This window comes from Pseudoalteromonas sp. SA25, assembly GCF_011378705.1.
Lineage (GTDB): Bacteria > Pseudomonadota > Gammaproteobacteria > Enterobacterales > Alteromonadaceae > Pseudoalteromonas > Pseudoalteromonas arctica.
The window spans coordinates 57,506-80,395 of record NZ_WTKV01000016.1 but is presented as its reverse complement, the minus strand read 5'-3'; the positions used below and the strand labels follow the sequence as shown (position 1 = coordinate 80,395).

At 39.3% G+C, this 22,890-nt stretch carries 17 protein-coding genes; 8 read left to right on the top strand and 9 right to left on the bottom strand.

Translation table 11 applies throughout. From position 1 onward, the window contains the following. Position 1: 1 nt before the first annotated feature. Positions 2-1,162, bottom strand: coding sequence for a tetratricopeptide repeat protein (locus tag GQR45_RS13965; RefSeq protein ID WP_165726257.1), 1,161 nt, complete (start codon positions 1,160-1,162; stop codon positions 2-4). A 316-nt stretch (positions 1,163-1,478) separates the two neighbouring features. Between GQR45_RS13965 and GQR45_RS13960 the strand changes: the two genes are divergently transcribed. After that, on the top strand, positions 1,479-2,198 hold the full coding sequence (locus GQR45_RS13960; RefSeq protein WP_007580474.1) for a DUF6445 family protein: 720 nt from the start codon (positions 1,479-1,481) through the stop codon (positions 2,196-2,198). A 220-nt stretch (positions 2,199-2,418) separates the two neighbouring features. On the opposite strand, the gene GQR45_RS13955 is transcribed toward GQR45_RS13960, so the two are convergent. Further along, complete coding sequence (locus GQR45_RS13955; RefSeq protein ID WP_165726256.1) at positions 2,419-3,552, bottom strand: PepSY-associated TM helix domain-containing protein; 1,134 nt, start codon at positions 3,550-3,552, stop codon at positions 2,419-2,421. 290 nt (positions 3,553-3,842) lie between these two features. Here GQR45_RS13955 and GQR45_RS13950 point away from each other — a divergent pair, with 290 nt between their 5' ends. Further along, complete coding sequence (locus GQR45_RS13950) at positions 3,843-4,457, top strand: PQ-loop repeat-containing protein (RefSeq protein WP_033012533.1); 615 nt, start codon at positions 3,843-3,845, stop codon at positions 4,455-4,457. A 72-nt stretch (positions 4,458-4,529) separates the two neighbouring features. After that, complete coding sequence (locus GQR45_RS13945) at positions 4,530-5,318, top strand: PhzF family phenazine biosynthesis protein (RefSeq protein WP_165726255.1); 789 nt, start codon at positions 4,530-4,532, stop codon at positions 5,316-5,318. Positions 5,319-5,387: 69 nt separating this feature from the next. On the opposite strand, the gene GQR45_RS13940 is transcribed toward GQR45_RS13945, so the two are convergent. Further along, the gene (locus GQR45_RS13940) at positions 5,388-7,895 is read right to left on the bottom strand and encodes a zinc-dependent metalloprotease (RefSeq protein ID WP_165726254.1); all 2,508 of its coding nucleotides are present in this window, start codon (positions 7,893-7,895) and stop codon (positions 5,388-5,390) included. A gap of 287 nt (positions 7,896-8,182) precedes the next feature. Here GQR45_RS13940 and GQR45_RS13935 point away from each other — a divergent pair, with 287 nt between their 5' ends. After that, the gene (locus GQR45_RS13935) at positions 8,183-9,361 is read left to right on the top strand and encodes an efflux RND transporter periplasmic adaptor subunit (protein ID WP_007580481.1); all 1,179 of its coding nucleotides are present in this window, start codon (positions 8,183-8,185) and stop codon (positions 9,359-9,361) included. 12 nt (positions 9,362-9,373) lie between these two features. Then, positions 9,374-12,496 (top strand): efflux RND transporter permease subunit, encoded by a 3,123-nt coding sequence (locus tag GQR45_RS13930; protein WP_024592632.1) that lies wholly within the window; start codon positions 9,374-9,376, stop codon positions 12,494-12,496. Positions 12,497-12,584: 88 nt separating this feature from the next. Here GQR45_RS13930 and GQR45_RS13925 read toward each other — a convergent pair whose 3' ends face one another. Beyond that, entirely contained in the window at positions 12,585-13,037 is a 453-nt protein-coding gene (locus GQR45_RS13925; protein ID WP_007580483.1) for a cytochrome c, read from the bottom strand. 225 nt (positions 13,038-13,262) lie between these two features. Between GQR45_RS13925 and GQR45_RS13920 the strand changes: the two genes are divergently transcribed. Continuing rightward, positions 13,263-15,596 (top strand): S8 family serine peptidase, encoded by a 2,334-nt coding sequence (locus GQR45_RS13920; RefSeq protein WP_165726253.1) that lies wholly within the window; start codon positions 13,263-13,265, stop codon positions 15,594-15,596. An 11-nt stretch (positions 15,597-15,607) separates the two neighbouring features. After that, positions 15,608-16,141: a hypothetical protein gene (locus tag GQR45_RS13915; RefSeq protein WP_165726252.1), complete on the top strand. Its 534-nt coding sequence runs from the start codon at positions 15,608-15,610 to the stop codon at positions 16,139-16,141. 73 nt (positions 16,142-16,214) lie between these two features. Here the strand turns inward: GQR45_RS13915 and GQR45_RS13910 are convergent, their stop codons facing one another. Further along, positions 16,215-16,685: a DUF2721 domain-containing protein gene (locus tag GQR45_RS13910; protein ID WP_165726251.1), complete on the bottom strand. Its 471-nt coding sequence runs from the start codon at positions 16,683-16,685 to the stop codon at positions 16,215-16,217. A 192-nt stretch (positions 16,686-16,877) separates the two neighbouring features. On the opposite strand from GQR45_RS13910, the gene GQR45_RS13905 reads away from it, so the two are divergent. Further along, positions 16,878-19,052 (top strand): S9 family peptidase, encoded by a 2,175-nt coding sequence (locus tag GQR45_RS13905; protein ID WP_165726250.1) that lies wholly within the window; start codon positions 16,878-16,880, stop codon positions 19,050-19,052. Positions 19,053-19,089: 37 nt separating this feature from the next. Here the strand turns inward: GQR45_RS13905 and GQR45_RS13900 are convergent, their stop codons facing one another. The 4 genes from GQR45_RS13900 to GQR45_RS13885 form a co-directional block, all read right to left on the bottom strand. Continuing rightward, positions 19,090-20,577: a HAMP domain-containing sensor histidine kinase gene (locus tag GQR45_RS13900; protein WP_010554544.1), complete on the bottom strand. Its 1,488-nt coding sequence runs from the start codon at positions 20,575-20,577 to the stop codon at positions 19,090-19,092. A gap of 10 nt (positions 20,578-20,587) precedes the next feature. Next, positions 20,588-21,313: a response regulator transcription factor gene (locus tag GQR45_RS13895; RefSeq protein WP_007580488.1), complete on the bottom strand. Its 726-nt coding sequence runs from the start codon at positions 21,311-21,313 to the stop codon at positions 20,588-20,590. Between the two features lie 62 nt (positions 21,314-21,375). Continuing rightward, positions 21,376-22,110, bottom strand: a complete 735-nt coding sequence (locus GQR45_RS13890; RefSeq protein ID WP_024607274.1) for a spondin domain-containing protein — start codon at positions 22,108-22,110, stop codon at positions 21,376-21,378. A gap of 10 nt (positions 22,111-22,120) precedes the next feature. Next, complete coding sequence (locus GQR45_RS13885) at positions 22,121-22,822, bottom strand: spondin domain-containing protein (RefSeq protein ID WP_165726249.1); 702 nt, start codon at positions 22,820-22,822, stop codon at positions 22,121-22,123. Positions 22,823-22,890: the final 68 nt, after the last annotated feature.

Sequence of the window (22,890 nt, the reverse complement as noted above, 5' to 3'; positions counted from 1 at the left end):
GTTACTTATCCATCTGCAAGGATAGTAACTTAGCTTGATATACATCGAGTTTTTGATTATCACGTTCTAGTTCAATTGCTTTCTCAAGTAAGGTTTGTGTTTGTTTAATATTACCTTGTTGATAGCGAACTTTTGCGAGTTCCAAGTATAGCTCAGCAATGTAAGGCGCTTTAGTAATCGCTTGCTCAAGGTGTGCTTTAGCCTGATGAGCGTGGCCAGCTTGTAAGTTGTTTTTAGCGATCACTAGCAATTCGTATGGGTCTTTTTCTTTATTAACTAATTGTGAGGTGAGCTCTTTAACAAGCTCTTTGTCGCCTAACTTTTTAGCTAAAAGCTGATAGTTGCTGATTAAATTAATGCTTATTTCGTTATTACTAAGTGCTGTTTGATAGATGTTTTTAGCGCTTTGTAAATCACCAGCTCGGCGATGCAAAATGCCCGCTATATTAAATAATTCAGGATCATTGGGGGTGTATTTGTTTGCTTGTAAAATAAGTGAGTAAGCAATATCCAGCTGTTTGTCTGCTAGCGCTGTTGCAGCTAAATTACTGTAAAACTTAGAAACTAAATCGTTATAGTCTGCGCTGCTTGAATAAAAACTGCGACGGGTAGGGAAGTAATCAATTAAGGTGCCCGCTCTGAAAAACTCAATTATATTATCATCTTTTTTCTCTACTTTTGGAGCATATACTTTTGTTCTAAAGTGATTAGCGACATAAACAACATTATTTTCTTTTGCGTATATGGGCTTACTTGTAACTTCTTGAAAGCTTGTTTCTAACCCAAGGGCTTGTGCGTAGCTTTGCGTTAAAATGGCTAAACTAATGCAATTACCTTGCGAACGCTTTAAGGTTTGAGCTGAAGTAAGTGTATCGCCATGGTATTTAAAGTTAGCTATCTGGCTTTCGAGGTAGTTGTAAATTATGCGGTCATCACGGATTTGGGATAGCTTTTGGTTTTCGGCGTAAGCTAAAAACATTTCTTTTTCAGCATCCGGTAACTCAAAAATACTGTGCTCAGAAGGTGTGTCGAGTTTATTAAACAAAGAATGGTTTAATAGTTGTTCAAGCCCTACTTGTTGTTCTACTTGCTGAACCTTGGTTGTGTTACATCCAACTAAAAATAAAAAGGTAATACTAATAACTATTTTGATAAATATCATAACCCACTCCTTTGTTAATTTTTACATTACAATGTGGTGGGTTTTTAATCAATGTTATAGATGTTTTTTCTAAAAATTTTATAAATAGACTAATGCTAAATTTACGATGTATAAAATTTTGGCTTAAATACTAATGTGACCATAGTTCTATAATGAAACACTAATAAACTATGCCTTCAGCCCTAATACAGAGCTGTAGGCAAAATAACGGTAGTAGCTTTGGGTATGCGCTAAGTAGAGTTTTATTATTCACTTTAAATGACTGTTAAGTAAATGTTATATTCTGAGCTGTTTTAATAAAATAAGTATTTTGACAATGTCATTTAAGCATCAGAAAGTTCCCAAGAGCGTTGTACTTCCAAGCGTCCCCTCCGACGCACCTGGTTTAAGGTATGAAAAGCCAGAACTAGGTAGTAACTATTGGGTTGTTGATGAGTTTTTTAAACATGAAGAAGCAATGGCTATTCGTTCTTCATGTTTAAAAAAAGAGGTTTGGAAGTACGGTAAACCGTATACCAAAGAACTTTGGCCTGGAATGCGCACTCCTAATGCTCTAAATAGTAAACAGCTTAAAAAAATAGAAAAATATGTTAAGTCAGTTATCAAAAAAAATAAATTATGGGTTGCTGATTCCAATAAGGTTGTAGTTGATACCAATACTGCAATTTTAGTGGGGGCTGAAGAAGGGGCTTCTAGGCCTCATGTAGATAATCGTTATTTATGTAGATACGCTGCTGTTTTGTATTTAAACCCTGATCCAATTACCTCTGCCGGTACCTCTTTTTATCGTTTAAAGTATGCAAATGAAGCGGCAGGAGGAAATATTGTCGATCCTCCTTATGCTAACCTTGTTGATGCACTTAATGTAAGTAGCCTTCCATATAGCGCATGGTATAAAGACATAGATATTGAGAATCGCTTTAATCGTTTAATTATATTTAAAGGTAGTATTGTTCACAGTGCATCTGAGTATTTTGGAGATGATTTAAATACTAAAAGGCTGGCGATAACATTTTTTTGGATGTGCGAAGATTAATTAATAATTCTTTTTAGGCAGAAAAATCTTGTCGATAGTAAGGCAAAAATTCCGTTATTTAGTTGTTCTAAATGAGACGCTTTTAATGCAACTAGCGTTAGGTTTACTCCCTCAAAATGACTAAGTATTATTGCGCACTCTCTTCTATAAATAATATGTAGAGTGCTGTTTTTATAATTTATAAATAGCTTATTATTAAATGAATCATAAGCTATTATTTTTAAACGTTAGTGGCTTGGCGTTTATTTAAACGGTTTTTTTGTGATTGTTTTTTACGTTTTCGGCGAGTAAACCATAAGTAAAAACCAGTACCTGCTAGCCACACTGGGCTTAAACCAATTACGCACCACAGTATTTTACTTATTAGCCCTGCAAAGTAGCCAAAATGAAGCTTTCTAAAGCTATCAATTACCTGCCAGCCAACGCCTACTTCGCGAATATCCCAGTTAGCTATGTGCTCGCCTGTTAGCTTGTTATAGCTAACCGTATTGGCATACTCACTAGCAAGTGGGTTGGCGGTATCGACTTCGCCGAATAAGGTAATGTTTTCGTCAGGTTCGAGTGGCATAACTAAAAACGTACCGTTAAAAGTGGGGATTTGCTTTTTACTGTCATCAAGTATGTGTTGGAACGAAATCTCGCTACTGTGTAGGTTTTTGGTTAGTACAAAGTGCTCTTCCTCTGCGTGTTCAATAACTTCGTGATACCACACCGCCCAGTTAAAGTAGCCACCTGTGATAGCTAAAATAATAATGATGGGAGATCCTATAACCCCCGTCATTTTATGAATGTCGCTAAGTACAATTTGCAGTGTTGAACGCCAGCGCACACTAAATAGACGCTGCCAAAATTTACGATAAATAATAAGCCCAGTAATACCTAATACCAATAAAAACAGAGCAAAAAAGAAGCCTAGTACAGTGCCTGTTTGCCCTGGCAGGTTTTTAAAGTCGTTCAGTAAAAAAGTGTAATGTAGTTCTAAAAACCAATCGGTAAAATAATGGCTGGTACCAACAGGTTCAGACAAAATGTCACCCGTATACTGGTTTAAATGAAACTTATACCATTGCTCTGTGCCGCGTTTGACTAAGTAAACCCGATCAGCTGTATCATCGTTAAATATTTCCCAACTACCTACTACATATTCAGGGTAAGCATGCTCTGTTTTTGCAATTAACGTGTCGATTGGCATGCGCTCTGGCAGTGCATTTACAACAAAGTGGCTGCTTGGCATAAGTAAGCCATCTATTTCACTTTTAAAAACTAATACGCTCCCTGTAATACTAATAACAATCAATGGAATGATAGCTATTAGAGCGATCCAACTGTGAATTTTAAAAAGAGTTTTTCTCATAGGTAGTTTTATATACAGCAGTTAATGACTTGCGCATGATAACAACTATCATTTTTATTTAATAGTTAGGCGGTGAGGCTTTCTATTAAACCGGTAAACCGTGAACTTAATTCTACGGTTTTTGTATACCTAGCTTGCCAGTACCTAAAACAAGAATTTCTTATTTAGTTGAGTTAAATTTACGCGGCTCTACAATGCCGCGCTCATAGTAAAAGCCTTTTAAAACAAATGTTTATTAAATGTTTTTATTTCTGTGTTTAATTAACATTTATGTAACGAGCGAGGTTGCTTTGGCGCATTATTTGCCTATATTGTCTTCATTTATTTTGGTTTTTAGTTTTTTACCATTACTAAACAAAATTCGAAAAAATCGTAGTGTCTCAGGTTTATCACTATTGATGATGACGTTTGGGTTAGCACAAAGCCTTTATTTTATAACCTACAATATTTATTTTGAGCGTTTTTATATTGCGTTACCATTTATTGTAACTGGTGCGTTAAGCGGACTTATTTTGTATTTTTTTGCACGTTATAACGCAGCTAAACGAGAACGGGTACAGTTGTTTACTATGCTAGGTTTTTCGTTACTGCCTTTTTCACTGCTTTTGAATTCAAGCCTCGATACTGCAACGGTATTAAGCGCTTTAACGTATGTTGGCCTTGTGATGAGTTCGGTACGTGTTATGCCGCAAACTTATAAAACATTGCGTACGGGTAATGTAAGTAATTTAAGCGCACGCTACTTTAGCTTGCAGTTTATTGCTGGTATTTGCGGCTTAGTTGTTGAGCTTACAACAGCGGCTCCAAGCACGGCGCACTTACTTATGTTTATTATGCTGTTGCTTACCAATGCTGTGCAATTTGGTTGTATGCAATATTATAGAATGCGGCCTGTAATGGCTTAAAGCCAAAATAAAAGTGCTAATTTAGTTTAGGTATGGCAGTTTTAAGCTATTAATCATTACAAAGTTTAAACAATGCAATTAGCTATTCATCAAATTGATGCGTTTACGAATGAGTTATTCAAAGGTAACTATGCGGCAGTGATCCCACTAGAATCGTGGTTAAGTGACGATTTATTGCTAAAGATTGGCGCTGAGAATAACGTATCTGAAACTGCTTTTACCTGCCTGCAAGACGATGGAAGTTTTGTTATTCGTTGGTTTTCGCCGTTAATGGAAATCGATTTTTGTGGTCACGCCACACTTGCGGCTGCCTATGTTTTATGTGAAGAGCATAACATATCGCAAATTCGCTTTATTGCTGATGCGGTGGGCGATCTAATCGTTAATAAAAACGCTGATGGTAGCTTTGCAATGACCTTTCCAATACAAGCACCGGTTGAAGTGCAAAATGTGCCTCAGCAACTGCTTGATGGCCTGTCTATACAACCGAGTAAAGTGCTTAAAAATCGCCAAGCCTACTTTGTTATTTATGAAAACGCCGATCAAATACTTGAATTAAAAACTAGCTCAGAGCTTTTAAAAACGCTTTATCCACTTGATGTAGTGGCCACTGCTCCAAGTGCTGAATATGATTTTATATCTCGTTATTTTTGGCCTGCAAGCGGTGGCGACGAAGATTATGTAACAGGCTCTATTCATACTGGCTTGGCACCTTACTGGGCGCAGCAATTGGGTAAAACTACGTTAAGCGCTTATCAGGCTTCAAGCAGAGGCGGGTATTTACTATGTGAAGTGGGTGATACAACCGTCACCTTAACGGGGCATGCTGTAAGGTATTTAAAAGGGACTATCTATATTTGATCTGTGAATTAAGTGATAAAAAAGGCCACGTTAAACGTGGCCTTGGTTTACTCAATTAGTAGAGATATTTTACGCTTCTAGTGCCTTTGCAATTAAGCGATCAATATATTTTTTATGCGCTTTAGTTGCTGTATCTGCACCCCAAGCAGTGCTGGTATCGGCTATTTGAGTTAGCTGATATAACGCAGCTGTTTTAGCTAAGTTATCGTACTTACTTGCTTTGCCAAGACCTGCAATTGCGATTAGCTGATTAACATACTCAATTTGTAAGTTGTGACTAATAGAATTTGCGTCTTTGCTTTTCACAAAAATATTAGCGGTTAAATCTTGCATAAACTGAGTTAGGCTATATTCATTGCCGTACAAAGCAGTATCAGAAATACGCAGTAATACGGCTGGGTGTAATAGCTGCGCAAGTACAGACTTTTGCATACCTAAAATCATTTTGTGTGCTTTAGGGTCTTCATTTTTACCAAAGTGATTAAAGCCACGACGTTGCAGTTGCAAGTAGCTATATAGAGGTTGCATGTTTTGTAGTACGTCTGGTGCAAATACAAACTTGGCTAATATATCCATCGCTTGTGTTTGACGTTCAAGAGATACCGGTGTAAATGGTTTATCTGCGTTTGCATCACCCACTACAGCACGCTCAACGTACACACCACCAATTTGGCGAGAAACAACACCTGCTTGAGCTCGGTATTGACCAAATAAGCTATTAGCAGAGGTAACAAGCTGTTGGTAAGACTCACCTTTAACCGTTGCTTTATCTTTTAGCTCAGTAAATAATTTATTAATTAACGCCATACGATCTGCGCCATAGGCCGCAGGATTTGACGACAAATCACCAATCATGACACGTGGATCGATATGGCGACCTGGTGCGCGCATATCGTCTGCATCGTTACCAAAGGCAAGGGCATGTTCACTTGAACGAGCAAGTATTTTTTCAAGTCTAGCTTGCTCAGCAGTTTCATCTGCAAGTGCTTCGCTGTAGCCATAGTTAATAGCCCAATCATCATAAGGGCCTGGTTTTGTTTGAAAAATATCACCTTGCTGCATACCAATTGGGGCAATGTTAGCTGGTGCATAATCCATAACAGAACCGGTTACTATGCCTTGGGTTTTGTTTTTGTCGTGTACTTCTTTTTCATCCCACAAAATAGATGATTTCATATTGTGGTTAAGACCTAAAGTATGGCCAACTTCGTGAAGTACCAATTGCGTTAGACCTTGGCGAAGCATTTCTTTATCTTCAATTTTGTCGCCGCTAGCAAGACCTTTGGCAAGCATTAGATTTTGTTGAATCTCATGCCCTAGCGAGCAATTTAGCTCACCGGTATTTGTTGCTTCACCGTGGCTCATTGTTCCTTGAGTGAAAAGTGTGTCGTAAATCCAACGGTTTTTCATAAATACAAACTCAAGCATAATGTCTGAGCCCAGTATTTCGCCTGTTAATGGGTTAGCAAGTGCTGGTCCGTATCCGCCAAATGGAGGCTTAGGTGACGAAGTCCAACGCAGTACGTTGTAATTAATATCGCCCGCATCCCAGTCTGCATCATCTGGTTGTACTTTTACCTCTAAGGCATTTTTAAAACCGGCTTTTTCAAAAGAAGTATTCCACGTTAAAACAGCGTCACGAATAGTATCGCGCCATTGGATAGGTGTGGTGTTTTCTATCCACCAAGTAATTGGTTTTACTGGCTCTGAAAGTGCTGCACTAGGGTCTTTCTTTTGTAGATCCCAACGTTTTATAACATCTTCATAAGGTGCCCAATCGGCAGATGTCATTTGATCAAATTGATTTGTAAAATAACCAATGCGCGCATCATCCATACGTGGTGCGTAGTTATTGCTAGGTAAAGCAACAAACGAGTGCTGAACTTTTACCGATACGCTACGTGGGTCGCTTACTGCATTTGAGCCACGTACCGTTGGGCTTGGGTTAGTAAATACGTAATCAACAACTACGTCTAAGTTATTAGGGTATGGACGCTGTTTAATAATGCGTGATTTTTTATCGTCTAGTTTACCTACTTTAAAGCGTTTTTTAGCGTTTTTATCTGCTGGATTTGGTGTAGGTGATACTTTATGAAGTGCTTCGCTTAAAAATAACTTATTTACGTTAAATGCTATTTTACCGTCTTCTTCTTTTTCTATTTTAATGCTCGCAAGTACCGCTTCACTAATATTGGCATCACTCGCTTTTGAAATTGCACTGTTTTCGTCAAATTTGTAGCGAGGTGTTTTGCTAATGATATCGATACGATCAAAGTATTTTCTAAATTCAATTAACTTCGTTTCACGGTACGAACCACGATAATGGCCTGCATCTGTAACGCCATCGACAGTGTGCGCAAAATATACAAACGGCGTATTAAGTTGGGACTCGTTAATCACCATAAGGTGCTTACCGGTTTTTTCGTCTTGATAAAGGCTAAATATACCGGCAAATTCGGTTTGTCCTTTGATCATTTCGCTAAGTGTTTTTGGCTCTTTTTCGTCTTTTTTATCGGCTGCAAATGCATGGCTGCCAAACGCTAAGCTAAGCGCAAGGGTGATGGTCGTTAATTTCATTTTGAGACTTTTAATATTTGTTAATTTAATTGGACTGTACGTAAATTAATTTAATTTCGCACATCTTCGCGATGAAATTTAAGTGTACAACGCTAATTAACTGATATTAATAAACAAAAGTTTGTAACAAAATATAACGAATGAGGTGAGCTGCATGCAAAGTTATTTTTATAGCCCTAAATAGCAGTGGTTTATATGTATTTGCAACAGTTGCTTACAAATGTCACCTTAATGTTTCATATGGCTCTGGTATTATGACGTTAATAGAATTTTGGGGATAATAGGATATGCAAACAAATTCACTTAGATGGGTTTTTCCATTTGTAGCGCTAATTGTTGGTGTTGTTGGCTTTATGGGAATAAATGCCATTGCACAAGAGCCAGAAAAAAAAGAAGTAATTGATACTCGTCCAACAGTGCAAGTTGAGCCAGTGGCTGCAAACGATCATCAAGTTATTATTAATAGCTACGGTGAAGTAAAGCCTCTTGAAAGTACACAGCTTTCGGCGCAGGTGTCGGGTGAAGTGTTAAGTTGGCATCCTAATTTTGTAGCCGGCGGCATCGTTGCTCGCGGTGAAACGTTATTCACTATCGAAAAAGACAACTACGAAGCAGCAGTACTTGTTGCAGAGGCAGAAATTGCTCGTGCACAAGCAGGCTTAATTGAAGAGCAGGCCCAAGCTCAAGTAGCCGCAGATGAAGCAAAGCGTTTTCCAAGTAAAGCGCGTACCGACTTATTTTTACGTAAGCCTCAAGTGTTAAGTGCGCAGGCATCTGTAAAGTCGGCGCAAGCTGCATTAAAACGTGCACAACGTGACTTAGATAATTGTGAAGTAACAGCCCCTTACGATGCATTGGTTATTAGCCGAAATGTAGGTGTTGGTCAATTTGTCACTATGGGTTCGCAAGTTGCTGAGCTCAATAATATTGAAACTGCTGAAGTGATTATTCCTATCGCAGGGTTCGATAGCGTTTTTTTGCCAGAGCGTATTAAAGGTATTACCGCAACGATTATTCAAAAAGGCCTAAACAGCTTTACCCGAGAAGGTGTAATTGACCGCGACCTAGGGATTGTTGATAACGCTACGCGTATGAGCAGTTTGGTAGTGCGTATAGAAGACCCATACGGTCTTAAAAACATACAACCAGCCATTAAGTTTGGCAGCTACGTACAGGTAAATTTTGCAGGTGCAATGCTTAATAATATTTACCGTTTACCGCAAGCTTTGGTTAACAACCAAACTGTGTGGGTAGTAAACGAAAACCAAGAGCTAGAGCCACGTAAAGTAACGGTTATTCGTGAAGAGGGTGAGTATTTTTATATTAGCAGCGGTTTAAATGCCGATGACAAACTCGTTATTACTTTACCTGAATACCCGCAAAAAGGAATGCAGGTTAAAATTGCAGGTGTAGCTGCAAAACCTGAAAGCTCAGAAACGAGCACTTCAAACACGCAACAGCTGTAGGGTGTAATAGTTATGAGCGAGTCAATACAACAAAAACAAACAGGGCTAATTGCCTACTTTGCTAATAATTCAGTAGCCGCTAATTTAATGATGTTTTTTATCATTATTATGGGGGCTATAAGTTACTTTACGATTCAGCGTCAAATGTTTCCTAATGTAGAGATTAACTACATTAATATTGAGGCTAATTACCCAGGTGCCTCTCCTCAGGAAATAGAAGAAAGTATTCTTATAAAAGTTGAAGAGTCACTTAAAGATATAACCGAAATTAAAAAAGGCGTATATCGCGCATTTAGAAATGGCGGTACAGCAAGCCTGGAAATAAACACCGATGCAAAACTTACCGATGTGCTTGATAAAGTAAAGTTGCGTGTTGATGGCATTGCGACTTTTCCGGCGGGTATGGAACCGGTCACCATAAGTCAGGTTGAGTTTAGGCAAGACGTAATAGGTATGACGCTCGTTGCTGATTTACCACTTACAGAGCTTAAGCCTATAGCAAACCAAATAGAGGATGAGTTACTACAGTTATCTAACGTGTCGTTAGTGGTAAACGATGTTCCTCTTGATGAAATAGCAATTGAAATAGAACCTGATACGCTGCGTCAATATAACCTAACCCTTAGTGATGTAATGAATGCAGTGCGTCGTTATTCAGCTAACTTTTCGGCGGGGCAGCTAAAAACAGACGCAGGTGTTATTTCTGTTCGCGTCGAGAATCAGTTTTACTCAGGTGAAGAGTTTAGGCAAATTCCGGTAAAAATTGGCGAGTATGGCGCTAAAGTTTTACTGCAAGATATTGCAGTTATTAAAGATCAATTTACCGAAGGTGAGCGCTACTTTAAGTTTAATGGCGAAAACGCGGTGTATTTATCGGTAAAAGCAACGCAAGAGCAAAACATGATTCCCGTTGCGGATTCGGTTAAAGCGTTTATTGATCAAAAAAATAAGCAACTACCGCCGGGTATTCGATTAGAGCCATTAATGGATATGACCTACTACCTAAATGCTCGCCTTGATATGATGAAAGCTAACCTGTTTCAAGGTGCAATTTTGGTGGCAATTATGTTGTCGTTATTCTTACGTTTTAAACTAGCGCTTTGGGTAATGATTGGCTTACCTGTTTGTTTTTTAGGGGCCATGATGATGATGCCACTATTTGGCATTAGCATTAACATTATTTCGTTATTCGCTTTTATAATGGTGCTCGGCATAGTGGTGGATGATGCCATAGTGATAGGGGAAGCTGCCTACACCGAAGTTGAAAAAAGCGGCGGTGGTGTAGAAAATGTTGTGCGTGGCGCTAACCGAGTCGCGACCCCAGCAACCTTTGGTGTGTTAACAACAATTGCTGTATTTGCACCATTCACAATGTCGAGCGGGCCAGAAAGTGCCTTCTTTTATGGTATAGCCGTTGTAGTAATGCTGTGTTTAGTATTTAGTTTGATTGAATCAAAGCTGATACTGCCAGCTCACATTGCTCATACGCACTTTTCGCCGATTAAAAAAGGTGGTTGGCGCGATCGCTTCAATACACGCTTTTTTGGTTTCGTAAATGGCCCATATAAACGTTTTATTGCTAAGTGTGTTGATTGGCGCTGGACTGTTTTGTTTGCTTTTATTGCAATGTTTATAATCAGTATTGCACTTATTACGTCTAATAAAGTACGTACAGTTCCAACTCCTAAAGTGCCGCACGACTTTCCACAAATTCAAGTAGAAATGAACGACAACGTTTCTGACTTACAAACCATTGCGGCTATTCGTGAAATAGAAGCTATGGTACTTAGAGTCGATGAAGAAACAGAACGTGAGTTTGGTCAAAAAATTATTCGTGATGTATTGGTATTTAATCAAGGCAGAACCGAGTCGCAGTTACTAGCTCCATTAGTTGACGAAGATTCACGTCCATACAATGCATTTGAGCTTTCTCGACGGTGGCGTGAGGCTATGCCGACTATTGCTGGTATTAAGTCGTTAACTATTCAAGACGATGTTGGTGGCGGCGGTGGTAATGGCGGCGGCGAGTTTGGCTATTTACTGTATGGCTCAGACATAGATACTTTAAATCAAGCGGGTCGTCGTTTTATTCAATTACTTCAACAGCAAAAAGGATTGTTTGATATTAGCTCAACCATAGATCCTGCGAGCAAAGAAGTGCAAATGAGCCTTAAACCTGTTGCTTACGATTTAGGCTTAGATTTGGCAGGTATTGCAAATCAAGTGGGAGCCAGTTTTTATGGTGGCGAAGCGCAGCGCGTAATCCGAAACGGCGAAGAAGTACGCGTAATGGTACGTTACCCTAAGCTGACTCGTGAGGCATTTTCATCGCTTAAACACACCGTTGTTACTACCCCACAAGGGCGAGAAGTACTTCTTGGTGATGTAGTAGAGCTAACAGAAACGCCTGGTATTAGCTATATACGCCGCGAAGGTGGTTACCGTACCGTGTATGTTTATGGCAATATTGATGAAGAGCAAATTGAGCCAGGCGAAGTGGTTAAGCAAGTAAAAGAAAATCTACTGCCACAGCTAATAGAAGAATTCCCAAGTGTTAAATCAGAGCTTGGTGGTGCAATAGAAGAGCAGCAAGCTCAAGCTAATGAGCAAATAATGTTTTTTATTGGCGGAATGATTTTAGTATACATACTGCTAGCTGTGCCGCTTAAAAGCTATTCACAACCGCTTATTGTAATGTCGGTTATTCCGTTTAGTTTAACCGGGGCTATTTGGGGTCATTACTGGTTTGATTTAGATATGAGCTTAATGTCGGGATTTGGCTTAATTGCCGCAGCAGGTGTTGTTATAAATGATTCACTTGTAATGACAGATTATGTAAACCAAGTTCGCCGCGAAGGTGTTAGCGTTAAAAATGCAGTAATAGAAGCTGGTTGTGCCCGCTTTAGAGCAATACTATTAACGTCTATAACAACCTTTGCTGGTGTATTACCTATTATGTTTGAAACAAGCCTGCAGGCTAAGTTTGTAATACCTATGGCAGTAGCACTTGGCTTTGCTGTTATGTTTGCAACGTTAATAACGCTTATATTAGTACCGTGTTTATATATTATTCTAGGCGATATTGGTGCGTTATTTAAGCGCCCTTTTAAAAGCCGAGCTGCTAAAGTCTCGTAAATATAAAACATAAAAAAGCACTGACCGTTATTAACGCTCAGTGCTTTTTATTATCTATTTATTGTTGTTAAACTGGCTACAACAATAATTAATCTTTAAATTGCTTATGGCAATCTTTACAGCCTTTAGCCCATGCGCCAAAAGCTTTACCAATTACGGCTTTATCGCCCGATTGAGCAGCTAACGCTAGCTTATCTGCATTTGCTGCAAAAGCATTCGCTTTTTCAACAAAGGTTGCATTTTCGGCCCAAACAGCAGCAAGTGCAGCTGTATCGCCTTTATCTGTCCCTTCGTAAAACGCTTCCCATGGCATTTTTGAAAGTGCAGCAGCGTTGTTAGCACGCATTTTAAATTGCTCTGCGTCAAAAGGTACTTTACCTTTTAGCATTGCGCCCATGTCACCAATTTGCACTGAAATCATTGAAAACGCAGCTTGGCGGTATTCAATCGCGTCACTTGGTTCTTTAAATGCAGAATTTGCCGATACGCTAAATGCACACGTTGCCAGTGCTATTGTTGCTAATACTTTTTTTAATTTCATGTTTGCCCCTTTTAAAGTAATTGTTAATCCTGTTCTATATTAGCTTCTTTGAATGTTCAAGTTAATATATGTGCTTAATAATTGTTTCTTTAACTAAGCATACAATGATTACCCTATCGTTACATCTATTGTATTTATTGTTAATGACTGTAAACGCCTCGTTGTTATTTTGATTGTTGTTGTGTAACGTCGCACCATCATAAAAATAACTAACAAAGAGAGTTTATGAAAAATAATATTTTTAAAATGTCAGCATTGTCTGCTGCGATAGTGGTATCACTTTCTGGTTGTGGAAGTAGTGATGACGATAATAAAAACAGCGTACCATTAGTTACTGACGTAGCTCCTAAAGCGAGCGATGTAGTTGTTGTAGATTTAAAACAATGGATCCCTGTTACTGCAGAATTTAAAGCCAGCGATAACGATGGCGATGCACTTACATTTAGCTTCACTGAAAATGGTGAAGAAGTGGTTGCAGAAGATGGCGTATTCACATTTAGTCACGGTACTCTAACTGTAGAGGGAACATCATTTACTTATGTTCCAATGACGGATGATGATGCAGTTATTGATTACACTGTAAACGCAAATGGTAAAACGGCTTCTGCGCAAATAAACATTTCAGGAGTTGTTGGTGATCCATTAGCAAATCAACAATGGCATTTAAATAATACAGGCCAAAAAGCATACTCATTAAGCGATGAAATGAAGCAGGGCTTAGCCAATTTATATGTAAATCTATTTGGCGATACCGAAGAAGAAGCGCAAGCAAGTGTTGATGCTAGTTTTGCTAATGCAGAAGCTACAGGTTTGGTTGCTGGTGAAGATATGAATGTAACAGCCGCTTATGCTCAAGGCGTTACAGGTGCTGGTGTAACTGCTGTTGTTGTTGACTCAGGTATGGAAATTCGCCACGAAGATTTAGTAGATAACGTATTACCAAATCGTTCTTTAAACCTTAACGCTGAGGCGCTAGATCGTACAGACCCTACAAGTACATCAAACAGTGGTGACCACGGAACAAGTGTTGCCGGCTTAATTGCAGCAAAAGGTTGGAATGGCAAAGGCGGCCGTGGTGTTGCACCTGATGCAGGCTTAATCGGTATGAACTACATTGGTGGAGATAAAGTAGCACAAACTGATTTACTTGCTCATGGCTTCCCTGGTAGTGGTATTAGTACGTCTGAAAATATTTCAGCCTTTAACCGTAGTTACGGTATTACGTTCCCTACGTTTATCGGTTATTCAGAGCTAGATGAGGCAATTGAGTCTTACCCTAACCTTAACCTTCGTGACGGTAAAGGTGCGCTAAATATGAAATCTAGCGGTAACTCATTTGAAGATGGTGGCGATGAAGGTTCTTTATGTGCTGACAATGGTGCAAATGACTTAGGTTTAACTTGTTATAATGGCGCTTTTGAGCCAAGCCAAGGCCACCCTTATTATTTAAGTGTTGCTGCAGTAAATGCTAATGGTAAACATACTAGCTATTCTACAGCGGGTGCTAACGTAATGGTGTCGGCTCCAGCGGGTGAATATGGTCGTTTTGCACCTGCAATGGTAACAACAGATCAAATGACTTGTATTAATGGTTATTCAGGTTTCAATGGTGGCTCTATTGCAGCATGGGCTGCTGCTTATGGTGAAGAGTTTGCTGCAAGTCAATATCCATTTAACTACCCAGGCCATGCAGACAATGCAAGCTGTAACTATACTTCAACGTTTAATGGTACATCATCTGCTGCGCCAAATGCATCGGGTGTGGTATCGTTAATTCTTTCGGCTAATCCAGATTTAACATGGCGTGACGTTCGCCATATCCTTGCATCAACTAGCACTTTAATTGATGCAGATAATGCTGCTGTTAAATTAACAGTTGGTGAAGGCGAATTTGTTGCTCACGACGGTTGGATTGAAAACTCTGCCGGTTATAACTTCAATAACTTATATGGTTTTGGTCGTGCTGATGCTGGAGCTGCGGTTTCTATGGCAAAGGCTTACGATGTTGCTTTAGGTGAACAAGTTATTACTCAGTGGAGCGGTGTTGGTTCAGTAATTGCTGAAGACGCACTTGCACTAGAAATTCCAGATAACAATGCAACGGGTCTTACACAAGAAATTGAAGTGACTGAAGAGCTAAGCATTGAAGCAATGCAGTTTAAGTTTGATGTAAGTAATGCTGAAATGGGCTTTGGCTTAAGCGATGGTACACAAACTTCAGCCGGAACAGATTTAGCTATAGAAGTTACATCGCCAGCGGGTACAAGAAGTGTATTACTGTCATCTAAGCAAGCTTTATTCTACCCAGCATATAGTTTCACTAGCAGTTGGAGTGTTGGCTATATACTAAAAGATGCAGTAATGCTTTCAAATGCGTTTTATGGTGAGTCAACTAAAGGCACTTGGACAGTTCGTTTACTAGATACGAGCGCAGATAGCTATGCACTTAGTAAAGGTGATGACAATGGTTTAGGTGTAGTAGGTATTAGCAATAATAGTTCAGCAAGTGTTTTAGAGGGTGTGTCTTTACGCGCATTCGGTCACGCAGGTCAAGAGTAAGGATTATGAAAATGAAAGTTAATAAATTAATCGTATTAAGTGCTGCTGCGTGTATTTCTTTAAGCGCTACGGCAAACACAAGCTTTGATAAAGAGCTTCAACTACCAAAGAAGCAAGCATCTAGCTTAAAGTATACTAAAGCTGATTTTGGCTCTTATAAAGTAGAGAAAAATTTAAGCTTAGTGCCATCAAGTGTTGCTGCCGATGAGCATGTAGTTATGCAAAAAGGCGACATGGCGGTTGTTAATGTTGCAAGTACATCTGATGTAGTAACTAAAGGGTCATTAGTTCGTAATATTCTTACTAATAACTTAAGTTCTTTATCAGGTAATATTACGGTACTTTTAAAAGATGGTATTACTGCTAGCGACATTGCTGCAGCGGCTGGATTAAAAGTGGTGTCTGTATTTCCTGGTACTAAGATTGCTGTTTTAGCAGTGAATGATGGACAAGATATTTTAGTTGCAGCAGAGCAGTTAAATGCTTCAGGTTATGCTAAAGAAGCTAGAATTGAAGTGCTAGAGACGATTTATACTGCACAATAAGTTATTTTATTAAATAAGCTTAGTTAATAAAAACCCCGAGCAACATTAGTTGCTCGGGGTTTTTTATAAAAAATTAATCGTTTATATCAATATCTGCAAATATCATCCCGCGACGCATGCTGCGCGTTGCTAAAAATACTTCGCCTAATAACGACATAAATGCACATATAAGTAATGCCATTGCAGCTACAAAACAACAAGCAATGGTCACGCTTAAGTTAATTGATTGAATGTGCGACAAGAATAAAAACATAACCACAGCACATACAAGTAAGGCACTTAATACACTTAAACTAAAAGCAATATGTATACATCGAGATCTTTTTAATAAAGCGCGGAGTTCTGTTGCTAGCGACTTATTAAAATCGTCATCTGTATTTATTTTTAATCTTCGCTCCAATAGGCGCGCTCTGTCGGTAATTCGTGCTAAGCGATTAGATAAAACACCTAAAGTTGCTGCTATACCTGTGATTAAAAATACGGGAGCAACGGCCGTTTGAATTACTTTAGCCATGGTTAAAATATTTATTACTTCGCTATTCATTACTACCCTTAATCAGTTGAGCTTAAAAGTGACTTATTATATTTACAGAGTACCTGATGTAGGCTTGTTAAGTAAAAAGGAATTACGTTGATTTACTTTACATAGCTTCACAAACTAAATCACAATAAAGGTCATTTATAGGTATATTTAACTACTTAATAAAAAATAAAAATACAATAAGGATTTTGACTGATGAAACATACTCCATTTGCACTTGCTGCATTGTCGCTAGCTATTTTAAGTGGCTGTAATCAAGCCCCAGAAGTAACTCAAAAAAATAATACGCAGGTTAAAGCAACTCAAGTTGCACAAGCTGTTGCGCCTATTGCTAAAAAAGTACCGCATGAAATGACTATTCATGGTGATACACGCATTGATGATTACTATTGGCTACGTGATGACGAGCGTAAAGCACCTGAAGTGATTACCTACTTAGAGGCTGAAAACACATACACTGATGCAATGCTCGCACATACTAAAACGCTGCAAAGCGAATTGTTTGAAGAGCTAAAAGGGCGTATTCAAAAAGACGATGATTCAGTCCCAGTTAAAAATGGTGATTATTTTTACTCAACACAAACACGTGGCGATAACGAGTACACTACTTACTTACGCAGCAGCGATTTTGCAGGTACCGATCAGCAAGTTATTTTAGATGTAAATGAGCTTGCTAAAGGTCATGATTATTATGCAGTAAGTGGTTTAGATGTAAGCCCAAATGGCAATTTAATGGCTTATGGCGAAGATACTGTTAGCCGTCGTATTTATAGCGTAAAAATAAAAGATTTAACTACCGGTAAATTACTCGAAGACACACTTGAAGGTACCAACGGTGGCATTGTGTGGGCAAACGATAATAAAACGGTTTACTACATTAAAAAAGATTTACAAACTCTACTAGGTTACCAAGTGTATCGTCATACATTAGGTACATCGCAAGCTGATGATGAGCTAATTTACGAAGAAACTGATACCAGTTACTACATGGGTATGAGTAAAAGCAAAGATGAGTCAGAGATTTATATTTGGCACAGTAGCACGGCTGCATCAGGCGTATCTGTATTAAGTGCTGATGATACTAAGGCAATGCCTAAACGCTTAATTGAGCGTGAAGCAGGGCTTGAATATGATATTTCGAAGCTAGGGAATACTTACTACATTGTAACTAACTTAGATGCTGTAAATTTTCAGCTGATGAAAGTTGATATTGATAAAGCAGGCGACAAGGCTAATTGGCAAAGTGTGATCCCTGCGCGCGATGATATTAAACTCGAAGGCATTGATTTATTTAATGACTACTTAGTTTACCAAGAACGTGAAATGGGCCAATCAAAGTTGATTGCGCGTGATTTAAAAACAGGTAAAGAGTTACCACTGAGCTTTAACGATAGCGCTTATACAATTGGTACTTATGGCAATAACGATATAGATAGCAGCACGTTACGTGTTTACTACACAAGCATGACCACTCCAAGCTCATCGTACGATGTAAATTTAGCGACTGGCGATAAAACGCTTCTTAAGCAACAGGTTGTGTTAGGTGATTTTGATGCTGACAATTACGCTTCAGAGCGCATTTTTGTAACAGCACGCGATGGCATAAAAGTACCGGTAAGTTTAGTTTACCGTAAAGATGCGTTTAAAAAAGATGGCACTAACCCGCTACTGCAATATGGTTATGGGTCGTACGGCGCAACCATGGATCCAACGTTCTCAAGCTCACGTTTGAGCTTGTTAGACCGTGGCTTTGTATTTGCAATTGCCCATGTACGTGGATCGCAAATGCTAGGTCGTCCTTGGTACGAAGACGGCAAGCTACTAACTAAAAAGAATACATTTAACGACTTTGTTGACGTAACTAAAGCACTGGTTTCTCAAAAGTATGGCGCAAAAGATGAAATATTTGCGTTAGGTGGCAGTGCTGGTGGCTTATTAATGGGCGCAGTAGCAAACCAAGCGCCTGAGCTTTATAAAGGCATGGTTGCTGCGGTACCGTTTGTAGATGTAGTGACAACGATGCTTGATGCGAGTATTCCGCTTACAACAAATGAATACGGCGAATGGGGTAATCCGAACGAAAAAGCGTATTACGATTACATGCTGTCGTACTCGCCATACGACCAAGTATCTAAGCAAGCATATCCTAATATGTTAGTAACGACTGGCTTGCACGATTCACAAGTTCAATACTTTGAGCCTGCAAAATGGGTTGCTAAGCTGCGTGACTATAAAACTGATGACAATAAGTTATTGTTTAAAATAGATATGGAAGCAGGGCACGGTGGTGCATCGGGTCGCTTTAAACGCTTAGAAGATACCGCGCTAAACTATGCATTTATGCTTGATTTAGCGGGTATTAAAAAGTAATTAATATTTAAATAGATTTAACTCAATAAGGTGCTTTTTAAGAAAGCACCTTTTTTTGTGGCAAGTTAAAGCTAAACATAGTGCCTTTACCAATTTCACTTTGTACGTAAATTTCGCTATCCATCAGTTTTAATAACCCTCTGCAAATAGCCAATCCTAAACCACCTTGCTGGCGCCCTTCTTTATTAGAATTACTTGCTTGGTAGTGCGGATCAAAAATAGCATTCAGCTCATCTTCTTTTATGCCTACGCCCGTGTCTGATACATGCACAAATAGTTGATTATCGTCACTGCGTTTTACATGTACTGCAATGCTGCCGCCGCGAGGGGTATGCCTAATTGCATTATCAATTAAGTTACTTAACACGCGCTCTAATTTAGCTATATCGGCAACCACAGGAAAATCACAAATCGCAGGTTCTACCGACAAACTAATGCCTTTTTTGTCAACGGCTAAACTAAATTTTGCCATGCAATCGTAAATGAGTTCACCTAAATTAAAGGTTTCTTTATTTATACTTATTTCGCCATTTTCTAAGTGAGCAAGCTCAAATATTTGCTCTATGAGTAGCTTTAATTGCCCACAATTATTAAGCGATACCTGCAAGTATTCTTGCTGCTCTTGTTTACTTAGCTGCTCGCCCGACTGATTTAATACTTCTAAAAACCCCTGCAGTGAAGCAAGTGGTGTACGTAGGTCGTGCGATAGATGGGTCAGCAACTCTTTGCGTTGTTTATCGCCTTGTTCAAGCGCTTTAAACTGCTCATTAATGCGCGTTAGCATGGCTTGAATACTTCGCCCTAAACTATGCACTTCGTTACTTTTTTGCGTTGAATAGTTACTTAGCTTGGTGTCGGTAAGGCTGTAGTTAGCGGCTTCAATATTACTAACATCGCGTGCTAAGCGCTGAATTGGGTTGGTAAAAAAACGTAGTAAAATTAGCATCGCAATAAATAAAAATGCGAGTGCAGAGCCAAGCCATAAAGCAGCTAGCCATAACTTATCATTATTTTTTACAGTGCTTAGTGAGGTATCGTAAGCCTCACCACCAATAATTACATATAAATAACCTTGTAGCTTATCTTGATTAAATACTGGCGCGGCTGAAAATATTTTTTGTTGCTCTTTATTACGAGGATTATCACCATAAATAGGTGCAGCGCTTGGGTCGTTAATCAGCCTTTTTAAAGGCGTTAAACTAATATGCGTGCGTTTAACTTTACCCGGCTTTGCTGAGTAAGTAAGAATTTTTCCGGTTTCGTCTACAAAATAAAATTCAAACGCAGGACCTAATAACATTAAGGTATGGAAGAGGTTTTCAAGCGCTTTATAGTCGTAAACACCTTCTTTTATTAATGGGTTATCTTGTACTAAATGTTCCGCTAACGCTAAGTGCAGATTTTGTTCGGCGTGGTGTTTTGAAGTCAGTTCTAATTGCTTGCTCCAGCCGTAAACTAGGGCGCAAATAAAACAAAAAATCACGACTAGCGATATAGCTAATTTTTGATACAAAGATAATTTCATAATAGGTGTCTTAATTGAGTTGGCTAGGGTTTAGTTTGTAACCAACACCCCAAACTGTTTCGATGATAGGCGCTTGTTGGTGTTCTTCTAGCTTGGCACGTAAGCGGTTTATATGTGAATTAACCGTATGCTCGTACCCACTGTGTTGGTAACCCCATACTTTATCGAGTAACTGCTGGCGGCTAAAAACATGATTAGGATGGCGTGCAAAGTAAACGAGTAAATCAAATTCGGTGGCGGTAAGGTTAAGGGCTTGCTTGCCTAAATACACTTGGTGCGAACTAAATTCTATATTGAGTGAGCCTACATTTAGTGTTTGTTCGCTATCAACGGGGGAGTTGTCGTTATTTTGGCTAGCGAGTAGCTGTGCTCTGTGGCGTAATTGGGTTTTTACTCTGGCTTGTAATTCGCGTGCAAAAAAGGGTTTACAAATATAATCATCGGCGCCCATTTCAAGGCCAATAACTCTGTCCATATCGCTACTCAGCGCGGTGAGTAAAATTACGGAGGTAGTTGGGTAATGCTCTTTTATTTTTCGGCATAAGCTCAAACCATCCATTTGGGGTAAGTTTATATCGAGTAAAATAAGTCCGTAGGGATGCTTAGCTATTTTTTTTAAGGCAAGTTCTGCGCTTACAACATGATCAACATGTAAGTTAAGCGACGTTAGCTGCGTGGTAATTAACTTACCTATTTCTCTGTCATCTTCTACTACTAATATTTTTTCGTGACGCATGTATTACCTCGTAAAAAGGGGGGCATCCGTGCTCCCTTACTTCCCCATTACAAGCTGGAACGTTACTGCGTGCGCGTAATTACTATTTTCGATACTGGGTTATCAAACTTATGTTCAACACCAAGTGCTGATGTAGATAATCCATCTTGATTTGAAACAATGCCTGGATGCATTGTTATTATATCGGCTGTATCGTCACGTATTTCGTTAAACCCTTCACCGCTAGCGGCAGGACCTGGCACAGTTTCAGCTGTTTCTGTATTTGCTTCCGTACCCGCATCATAAGCAGTCGTAGTGCGTGATAACGAACCGCCAACTTCTAATGTTGATACATCTAAAGAACTAAGACCGGTAAAAGCATCATTTGTATTCCCAAGCATGGCAGCAAATGACAAATTAAGCGTTTCTTGCTCTTCAACAGTAATGATTACTGTGGTGGTTTCACCAGGGCCAATAGCGCCTTCAGCTGAAACTGCAGCAAGTGCACTTTCGTAGCTGAGGTATTCTTCATTTGCACCGCTTTCTGCAAGCATTTCTAAACCAACAGAAGCTGTTGTACCGAATGTCCAAGGTGCTTCATCTTCAAAAGCAATGACAGAGAGTGGTGACAAAGGCTGTCCTGCAGTTAAGTTACTAAAAGTAATAGTAAACTCACTGATCACAGGTTCTACAACAATTGGCTCAACAACGACCGGCTCTTCAACCACTGGGTCGTTATCATTATCACTACACGCTGCAAGTGTGGTTGCAAGTGCAAGCACTAGTAGACTTTTTTTAAGGTTGTTAGCAGATGACATAATCATGCTCCTACTTAACTGTAACGGTTAATTGCGCCACTGGGTTTAACCATCTGTGTACTGTATTACTTAAATCGCTATTACCCGCTTCTAAATCGTCATCACCTAAGCTACCTGGGTGAATATGGATGCTTGTATTTGTATCACCACTTAATATACCTGTACCGCCAGTGCCAGCGTCGCCACCTGGAGCCGCAGGAATCCCCGGAGTACCTGGAGCGCCAGAGCCTTCAACTACAAGCTCATTGTTTTGTTCTGTGCCTGCATCGTAAGCATTTAAATTAATTGTGTAAGTACCCGCTTCTGTTGGGATTTTCCAGCTGTTTAAGCCTACAAAGCCATCATTAGTTGGTAGCATCATTGCAGTTAAAGATAGGTACTCGTTACCGTCAGTAGTTGTTAGTGTTGCCGTTGTAGATGCGGCTGGTGCAAGTAAACCTTCAGCTGGATTTGCAGCCATATCACTGCCCGCTGCAGCTGCTTGTGCAACTAGCTCTGCAATATTGCCGCCTTCAGCCATTGTTTGTAATGCTGTAGATGCTTGCGTTGCGACTTCAAATAGTGTGTCTTCGCTGTTGTGTGCTGTAATTAACAGTGGAGTAAAGTGAATACCCTTGGTTAGGTTAGTAACTTTTAGGTCTAATTCTGCGGCCATAGTCGATTGGCTAGCTGCCGCTAAAAGAATTGCAATTGTTAATGTAGAAGTTTTCATTATTATTCCTGTAAGTGATGATTCGAGTTAAGTATTGAATAATCGTCTCCAGAAACTCTCACAAACTT

Excerpts from the sequence above, each read along its gene's own strand:
- GQR45_RS13890 (WP_024607274.1), bottom strand. The coding sequence starts at position 22,110 with ATGTCATCTGCTAACAACCTTAAAAAAAGTCTACTAGTGCTTGCACTT.
- GQR45_RS13935 (WP_007580481.1), top strand. The coding sequence starts at position 8,183 with ATGCAAACAAATTCACTTAGATGGGTTTTTCCATTTGTAGCGCTAATT.
- GQR45_RS13940 (WP_165726254.1), bottom strand. The coding sequence starts at position 7,895 with ATGAAATTAACGACCATCACCCTTGCGCTTAGCTTAGCGTTTGGCAGC.
- GQR45_RS13960 (WP_007580474.1), top strand. The coding sequence starts at position 1,479 with ATGTCATTTAAGCATCAGAAAGTTCCCAAGAGCGTTGTACTTCCAAGC.
- GQR45_RS13955 (WP_165726256.1), bottom strand. The coding sequence starts at position 3,552 with ATGAGAAAAACTCTTTTTAAAATTCACAGTTGGATCGCTCTAATAGCT.
- GQR45_RS13895 (WP_007580488.1), bottom strand. The coding sequence starts at position 21,313 with ATGCGTCACGAAAAAATATTAGTAGTAGAAGATGACAGAGAAATAGGT.
- GQR45_RS13965 (WP_165726257.1), bottom strand. The coding sequence starts at position 1,162 with ATGATATTTATCAAAATAGTTATTAGTATTACCTTTTTATTTTTAGTT.
- GQR45_RS13915 (WP_165726252.1), top strand. The coding sequence starts at position 15,608 with ATGAAAGTTAATAAATTAATCGTATTAAGTGCTGCTGCGTGTATTTCT.
- GQR45_RS13925 (WP_007580483.1), bottom strand. The coding sequence starts at position 13,037 with ATGAAATTAAAAAAAGTATTAGCAACAATAGCACTGGCAACGTGTGCA.
- GQR45_RS13945 (WP_165726255.1), top strand. The coding sequence starts at position 4,530 with ATGCAATTAGCTATTCATCAAATTGATGCGTTTACGAATGAGTTATTC.
- GQR45_RS13930 (WP_024592632.1), top strand. The coding sequence starts at position 9,374 with ATGAGCGAGTCAATACAACAAAAACAAACAGGGCTAATTGCCTACTTT.
- GQR45_RS13920 (WP_165726253.1), top strand. The coding sequence starts at position 13,263 with ATGAAAAATAATATTTTTAAAATGTCAGCATTGTCTGCTGCGATAGTG.
- GQR45_RS13910 (WP_165726251.1), bottom strand. The coding sequence starts at position 16,685 with ATGAATAGCGAAGTAATAAATATTTTAACCATGGCTAAAGTAATTCAA.
- GQR45_RS13900 (WP_010554544.1), bottom strand. The coding sequence starts at position 20,577 with ATGAAATTATCTTTGTATCAAAAATTAGCTATATCGCTAGTCGTGATT.
- GQR45_RS13885 (WP_165726249.1), bottom strand. The coding sequence starts at position 22,822 with ATGAAAACTTCTACATTAACAATTGCAATTCTTTTAGCGGCAGCTAGC.
- GQR45_RS13905 (WP_165726250.1), top strand. The coding sequence starts at position 16,878 with ATGAAACATACTCCATTTGCACTTGCTGCATTGTCGCTAGCTATTTTA.